Source organism: Fusibacter sp., assembly GCF_057447755.1.
In genome coordinates this window covers 1-8322 of sequence record NZ_JBVBZF010000148.1, presented here as the reverse complement: position 1 = coordinate 8322, position 8322 = coordinate 1, and the positions used below count along the sequence as shown (strand labels likewise).

Here is an 8322-nt window from a genome sequence, read left to right as displayed (position 1 = left end):
TGCATATTTTTCCAAAAGTGTTTCTAATACTTGTTGTGCAAGCTCGGAGTACTTAAACAAGTAGTGCCTCTTCTTAACATTATTTACTCGCTCAGCCTTCGTAAGGGGTGGGCGATCATATGCTAAATGACAGATAATATCGAAGTCATCTAACTCTGTTATACCAAGCTCTTCTTTTACAGCATCAAGTAAAACGCCCTCATCTCTAAGTTCATCAATAATCGCTTGTTTTTTCTGAGCCTTTGTCCATGTGTTGAGGAAATCATCAAGGCGAGCGTATTGCTGTAGGATATTTTTCTTCGTATAATCGATCAAACTCTCTGTAATAAGCTTACCGTCTTTGTCTACGTATTGAACTCTTTCTGAAAGTACTTTTACAGTTACATCACCAACATAATATTTCTTTGGCTTATCCTCGTCATCAAAACCTTCTGACCCACCTACAGTATAACCGCCTTCAGTTTCCCTTGTTCCATCATTACCTTTTGGGTCTTCGTCATCTGCATAGTCTATATCCTCAGCTTCTGGTTCACCCACTGGATCATCGTTACCTAAATCAATAACCACTTCAGGCTTGCCATCAAATGCAGGATCAGCAAAAAGTCTGCTTGCATTTCTGAAATCCATAATTGTGAAATAGGTTTTCCCGTACTCTTCAAGAAGTCGAGTGCCTCTTCCAATTATTTGCTTAAACTCTGTCATGCTATTGATGTTGTTTTCAAGCACAATCAGCTTACACATCTTAGCGTCTACACCAGTCGTCATCAATTTGCTTGTTACTGCAATCACAGGGTAGGTGCTTTCTTCATCAATAAAGTACTCAAGTTGGGCCTTTCCCTCGTCGTTGTCGCCTGTAATGCGCATAATATATTTTTCATTTTCTTTATATAAGTCTTTATTTTCGTTAATTAGAGCCTGTCGCATTCGTTCAGCATGTTCAATATCAATACAAAAAACAATCGTCTTACTGAATCGATTGGTCTTCTTCAAAAACTCAGTTATCTTTGCAGCGACTACTTTGGTTCTCTGTTCAATAACAAGCGATCTGTCAAAATCCTTAATGTTGTATTCTCGATCTTCAATGACATATCCATTCTTATCAACTTTGCCATTTTCAGGTCTATAGCCTTCTAAGTCCTTATCTAAACCAACTCTGATGACTTTATAAGGTGCTAAAAATCCATCATCAATACCTTGTTTTAAAGAATACTCATATATTGGTTCGCCAAAATAAGTCTGACTTGAAGCTTCTTTGGTTTCAATCGGTGTAGCCGTACAGCCAAAATGAGTTGCTGAAGAAAAGTAATCTAATATTTTTCTCCATGCTGAATCTTCCTTTGCACTGCCTCTATGACACTCATCAATAACGATAAGGTCAAAGAAATTCGGTTGAAACTGTTTGTATGCTTCTTCGCCTTCTTCACCAGATAATTGCTGATAAAGCGCAAGGTATATTTCATAAGAACTATCTAGCTTTTTATTTTCAACCTTCGTCATTTTCCCACCAAAAGGCTTAAAATCACCTGATATGGTTTGATCGACAAGTACATTTCTATCTGCTAAAAACAGAATCTTCTTTTTGACGCCAGCTTTCCAAAGCCTGTATATAATCTGGAACGACATATAAGTCTTGCCTGTTCCCGTTGCACAAACTAGCAAAACACGCTCTTGCCCCTTTGCTATAGCATCAACAGCTCTATTAATTGCAACACGCTGATAGTACCTTGGGGTTTTATAATTAGGCACATAGTAATATGGTTCCAGAAGAACCTTTTCCTCAGTTTCATTTACATTCTTATCTTTCAAATATCTTTTATAAAGTGTATCTGGTGACGGAAACGCATCAAAGCTAATTTCTTTAACTTCACCTGTAATAAGGTTTTGCTCAACGAAACCATCCCCATTAGACGCATAGACATAATTTATATCTAAAGCTTTTGCGTATGTAATAGCTTGTTGCAAGCCCGCACCGACAGCGTGATTATTATCCTTTGCCTCAATAACCGCTATTGGAAAATTGTTCTTATAAAACAGAACATAATCTGCTCGTTTCTTTTTACCTCTTGCAGTTATATTACCGCGAAGTATGATTCTACCCGCTGTAAATGCATATTCCAATCGTACTTGCTTTTTAATATCCCACCCTGCATCAGTTATTGCAGGCGTAATATATCTTGCTTTGATATCCTCTTCAGACAAATCTCTTTTCCCCATGAGCTCAATCCTTTCTATCAGTTTTTTCTATTCAAACTCAAATTCCATAATGTCGCCAATATTGCAATTAAGACATTTGCAGATTTTATATAAACTCTCTAAATTAACTGCCTGACCTTTACTAAGTCGAGCCAACACATTGAAGGTAATTCCTGATTGATTTTTCAAATCCGTTTTATTCATTTTTTTATCAATCAGAATTTTCCATAGCCTATCATACTTGATTTTCATTTGGCCCTCCTTGCTATTTCTGTAAATTTCCATTTACATTATAACACTGATATAACAAACATTAAAGAAATACTCATGTTTTCGTTAGAAAATGGATGTGATATCCAGAGTCATAATTGGGCGATATATAGACAGAAGACCATTTTCGTGGGATTACAAAAATGGTCTTCTGTTTAATATTTCTACTATCTTTTACTAAATCACCGACGTATTCAACGGTACCGTCAAAAGTTGATATCTCTCATAAAATGATTATTCATTCAATAAGAAATGACTCTTATACTCAAATCTTAAATAGTTTTGAGCATAAAAGTCATCATAGTTTTTTTAATCAACACAATGATTGTGTGACCGATTCTAATATTTAATTCTAAAATTGTATAGCTACCATCTGATTGACAAAATAAATTATATATTCTTAATGTCAATCCAATTATTAGGAAATCCCATCTTACTTAATACTTCAATGATAGATATTGTATTTAATTGCTTATCAAGTTTGTCTATTTCATTTTTGATAGAAAAGTAAAATTTATTAAATGAAGTTTTCGGAAGCATTAACTTTAGAACTATAACTATTGCAAATAAATCATTTTTTCCACACGTATAGTTTCCGCTAGAATCTTTTGGAATACCTAATTTTGAATGGATCGAATTTGATTTTATCATATTCGGACGACCTTTTTTATTTATTGACTTTAAACTGTATAACCGCTCATCATGAGCACAAGCATTTCTATATATGGAAAGTATAAATAAAATCGAAGTCAATTCATCTGGTTTAATACCAAACTTCTTTCCAACCTGATTTTGATCTTTCTGCACCATATAGCTATAAAAAGTACTGATTGTTCCAAGGGTAAGAGTGTTAACTAAAACCCATAAAGGTACATACCCATATGTAAGCATATTATGTGAAATCATTGGATTATTTTTTGAAAGCTGTCTTGATATTTCTTTTTGTAGATTTGTTATGAGTTCTGTGATTTCACCAATTTTCTGTGCTTGAGTTTTATGAGATTCATGAGGTTTCAAAATCGTATCAAAATTAGCTATCTTCAAGTAATTGTCATGTCCATAATTACGAGAAAACTCATGTGACAAAACGCTTTTCACATTGTTTTCAATCTCCAAAATGTATCTCATGAAAATATTTCTAAGCTCACGATCAAACAAATATAATGCATAGATTTCAAAAAAATTCGTTCCAACTAGATACTTTTCATCTGGACCAGTATAAGACTTATCTAAGAACAAATCCTTATAGCCATTGATAAGATTATAATAGTTCTCCACTTCTATAATACGCTTTGCCCTGCTGCCACTGATAATAAGACCCCTAGAACGTAGCTTCTTCATTTGTGAATTCGTCGTTTTATAAATCTTGTCCATATTATCCCCCAAATAAAAAACCCCGGGCCCTTGGGTCACCGGAGTATGATCACTATATTATTATTCCAAAACTCTCTTTCTATACATTAATTATAGCACAGATTTTAAGTTTTGTCACTATACGCTCGTGCACTCGAGGTACCTTTTTCAGTATACAGTCCGTTTTATAGTCAGTCAAGTATTTTATACGAGGTGGAACATATTTAACTAGCCAAGTCTTTTTTTTTCTTAATTTTAGCATGATTTTTTCTGTATTATGATGAAAATCATGCCATTTATAAAAATCTTACATTCTCAAAACATTAAGAGCAAAACTTAGTTTCTTTTAATAATATCACGTACTTCATGGTGGATTCTACTTACATTTCGGCGCGCACTGCCTACTGAATCTCACCTCACTCTATAGGTTTTCAAATCCACACATTCACCGTCGTGTGCCCTGTGTCACATTTTACTTTATTCCCTGCTACTCCAGTCCAATAAGCACTTTGCTTATTCCGCTTCTTAAAACTAAACAGCAGCTGCTTTCTATAAAAGTCCCCTTTCGGACTCCCATCAGACATTAGTCCTTTTTCCGTAGTCCCACTACGCACTCCACGTGCCTTGAGGCGACATTTCTGATGCTCGCAAGACCTACTGGTTCCTTGGCGGAGGGTAATTTTTCTTAAAAACGGAGCTTTTAAATCCGCTTTTTTGAAACCAATCTTCGCTCTTAGTAGATCAAGTGGCATCATCTTTGGCCGAGACACTGTAGTGCTGCTACAACTTTACCAGTCAGTAAAAATTGTGCGCAATAAAACTTTCAAACTTATAGTGGTTTGAGAGCTTTATTCTGAACAATTATTCAATTGTCATGATAAAGTCTTTTCCATTGTTAATCCAGACTTAAAGTGAACAGTTACAGTTTTATCATCATCAACCACAATCCTATCAATCACAGTATTCAGTAATTGCTTTGTTATATCGACTTCTTCAAATTCTCCTTTATCTTCAATCTTTACCCTAAGGGCAGCCTTTGTTTTAAGCAGGTACACTGTCGCCTCAGCAGAATCGGTTTTTAAAATTGAATTAAATAGCTCAATCAATAATTTTATCATTTCTGATTCTTTTACTGTTGCTGATCGTTTACAATGAATAGCTCCAGTTTTCAACCGTTCTCGGCATCGCCAGACATAGACTTTGTCATTTTTCTTCTGCCAAGTCACCCTCGTATAAATGCCATTACATTTGCCGCAGATTATAATCCCACTTAGTGGATAAGCTGAGCTGTATCTTTTTCTAATGTTTATACCTGTACAGCTTCTCCTTTTCAACTCTTCTTGGACTTGATAAAACTGCTCCCTGCTGATTATTGGCTCATGGCTGTTTCGAACATAATACTTCTTTACATAACCATTATTTAAGACCTTCTTCTTTGTTAAAAAATCAATCGTATACGTCTTTTGGAGGATTGCATCACCAATGTATTTTTCACATTGTAGCATTTTGTGAATTGTACTGCTGTGCCATTTGCTCAACCCTGTTGCTGTTTTTATTCCGTCATCCTCAAGAGTCTTTGCAATTTTATAGATACCAAGCCCTTGAGCATATAAGTCAAATATTTTCCTGATAACATCCGCTTCTTCTGGGACTATAACCAATTTTCCTTCTGCATTCTTTGTGTATCCCATAAACTTGTTATGATTTACCTGAACGATTCCCTGCTCAAACTTTCGAACGATACCCCATCTGGTATTCTCGCTCAAGTTACGGCTTTCCTCTTGTGCTTGGCTACTCAATATAGTTATAAGCAGTTCACCAGTACTGTCCATCGTATCAATGTTCTCTTTTTCAAATAGAATTCGGATTTGTCTTTCTTTTAACTCACGAATAATCCTTAAGCAGTCCACCGTGTTCCTCGCGAAGCGACTTATCGATTTTGTTAGAATCAAATCAATCTTGCCTGCATAACAGTCCTCAATCATATCATTAAAGCTATCACGGTATTTCGTACCAGTGGCTGCCTTACCTTCATCAGCATAGATACCGGCACAGCTCCAACTTTTGTTCATTCCGATTTTTCTTGTGTAATAAGCTATTTGAGCTTCATAGCTGTTTTCCTGCTGCTCAAATCTTGTACTGACCCTGCAGTATGCTGCTACGTTTAAGGTCTTGTGCTCAATCCTAATACGTGAGTCATACTTGGGGTCGGGCGGAATTACTGTAATGTTCTTTTCAATTTTCATTTTCACACCTCTTTCATATTCAATACTAAAATTTTATTTTATAAGATTGCATATGAAATTTGAAGGTGCTTTTTTTTCGTATGATCAGTCTTAAAATCGCAAGTGCAAAAACGACCTATTCCAATCTTCCCCATTTCATCTCGTTGCCTTCCGAATCATATTTTTTACGTTTCGCTTTTACCACGTCCATCGTAATTCGATAAACTCGAGTATATTTTTCACCTGAATCTATTGCATGCTGGAAATAGGCCATTTTATCAGGTGTATATTTACGGCAAATGAGTTTTAAAGCATGTATCTTTTCATCTGTATCCAAGACTTCTTGTATCTTACCGTCTACAATTGCAGACTCGAACTCAGTTGTGAATACACTGCTAATCAGTTGCACCGTTTTCTCTTCATTTTTAGTCATTTCATCTAGTTGAGATGTTGTAAAAAGATTCGGTACATGAACCTCTCCAACGAAGACAATCTTAACTTGATTATTGCCTGAGAACAAATCGACTTTTGTTCCCTCTTTTGCCGAATGAAAGTACAGAAGCTCATCATCTCGAACTATCGATAACGGAATGCTATATGGCGTACCGCTTCCGGTATCAAGAATTGAAAGCACACCGTAGCGTGATCGATCAATAACTCGTTTTGCGAACTCTGTATTCATCTCTCTATCTTTTCTTCTCATTTAAACAATTCAGCCCCCTTAAAATAGCAACATACTATTGTGTATAGTCAATGATTCTTATCTCATTTCCTACCTTTTTTTCAATTGCTGCTATCATTTGCTCTGCGTGAGGACAAGCAAATCCTATTGGATTTCCTCTAGTTATACACGATGCTAGAACGATTGTGTCTGCTCCTCTTTTAACCATCTCCGCACCTCGAGTAACTGCCTTTTTTCCAGGACATCCACCACAAGTGGTGAGACCAACAACTTCAATGTCCTCTTCAATGTTTTCGAAGGCTAGCTTTTTTGTGTTCATTACTTTAAAACAAGTGGTCGCAGGACACATATCCTCTGTTTGCATACACCTGATTAAGCCTACTTTCATATTCTTATACCTCACTTAAATCAAATTGTATTCCTAAATTATATTTTAAATTTGCCTACAATTTTTGTTAACTCATCTGCCATTTCATTAATTGAACTTATATTTGCGGAAACTTCTTCAAAGGATGCTGTTTGCTCTTCCACTGCCGATGCAACATCTTGAGTATTGCCAGAGTTTTGGACCGCAACTCCTTGAATATCTTTTGCCGAATGGGTAATCACATTAAACTCATCATTTACCTTAGTTGAGATTCCCATTATTTCTTGTGATTCATTCAAAGTAACTGTCGACACATTTAAAATCTCTTTTAGCTCAATTTTCAATGTCTCCATGGACTGCTCTTGAATTTTTGTTTTATCGACTAACTCATCCATTGAGGTTTTTACATTCATCGTTTTATCGCCAATGCTCATAACAATTTCACTGATTTTTTTCGCTGATACCGATGTTTCTTCAGCTAATTTTCTTATCTCATCTGCTACAACAGCGAAGCCACGTCCTGCTTCTCCAGCTCTGGCAGCCTCAATAGATGCATTAAGGGCAAGTAAGTTTGTCTGTGAAGATATACTGTGAATCAGGTCAACAATTGCTTTAATTTCTTCAGAAGATTGATTTAAGTCTTCTACCGTGTTGGAAGCTGACTTTATGGAATTCACAAACATAGCGAGTTCATCTGATTGAGTAGATACTTGTCGATCACCATTAAGAACAGATTCTTGAGATCTCTCAGATGATCTAAGCGTCTGAAGTGCTTTATGAGAAACATTTTCAATATCCAGCTTAATCTTTTCCACTAGGGAATTCAATTCTTCGAGCTTCGTGTTTTGAAGTACGGAACCCTCTGCCACGTCCATAGATGACATTGCAATCATTTCCGTGGATTTTGTAAGTTCTTCGGTTGTATTTGTTATGGCATTCATATTATCTGATAAGACAATTGATATCTTTGAGATTTCTTTTACGATACCGTGAATATTACCAATAAATTTATTGAAATAGTGTATCATCTCGGCTGTTTCATCTTTGCTTTTACTTTCAATCCGTTTGGTTAAATCACCATTTCCCTCTGACAAATCTTTTAAGTCTTCAATTAGGGCGTTAATTGGATTTCGTATTCCTTTATTTAAAAGCATGAAGGATAGAATACCCACAAACAATGCAATTACCAAGAGAATGCCATTAGTCACTTTAGCCGCAGCAACCTTTGAACT

Annotated in this window: 7 protein-coding genes; all 7 read right to left on the bottom strand. The window is 35.8% G+C overall.

Annotated elements, in window-relative coordinates:
- Nucleotides 1-2214: EcoAI/FtnUII family type I restriction enzme subunit R (gene hsdR / locus AC220I_RS14340; protein WP_486724537.1), on the bottom strand; the 2214-nt coding region annotated here is incomplete at its 3' end.
- A gap of 27 nt (nt 2215-2241) precedes the next feature.
- Nucleotides 2242-2445 (bottom strand): helix-turn-helix domain-containing protein, encoded by a 204-nt coding sequence (locus AC220I_RS14335; protein WP_486724536.1) that lies wholly within the window; start codon nt 2443-2445, stop codon nt 2242-2244.
- A 408-nt stretch (nt 2446-2853) separates the two neighbouring features.
- The gene (locus AC220I_RS14330; protein WP_486724535.1) at nt 2854-3837 is read right to left on the bottom strand and encodes an Abi family protein; all 984 of its coding nucleotides are present in this window, start codon (nt 3835-3837) and stop codon (nt 2854-2856) included.
- An 851-nt stretch (nt 3838-4688) separates the two neighbouring features.
- Nucleotides 4689-6062 carry a recombinase family protein gene (locus AC220I_RS14325; RefSeq protein WP_486724534.1) on the bottom strand — a complete coding sequence of 458 codons (1374 nt, stop codon included), beginning with the start codon at nt 6060-6062 and terminating at the stop codon, nt 4689-4691.
- Between the two features lie 115 nt (nt 6063-6177).
- Complete coding sequence (locus AC220I_RS14320; RefSeq protein ID WP_486724533.1) at nt 6178-6744, bottom strand: pyridoxamine 5'-phosphate oxidase family protein; 567 nt, start codon at nt 6742-6744, stop codon at nt 6178-6180.
- Between the two features lie 34 nt (nt 6745-6778).
- Nucleotides 6779-7111, bottom strand: a complete 333-nt coding sequence (locus AC220I_RS14315; protein WP_486724532.1) for a CGGC domain-containing protein — start codon at nt 7109-7111, stop codon at nt 6779-6781.
- 38 nt (nt 7112-7149) lie between these two features.
- The coding region (locus AC220I_RS14310) for a methyl-accepting chemotaxis protein (protein ID WP_486724531.1) at nt 7150-8322 on the bottom strand (1173 nt) is incomplete at its 5' end.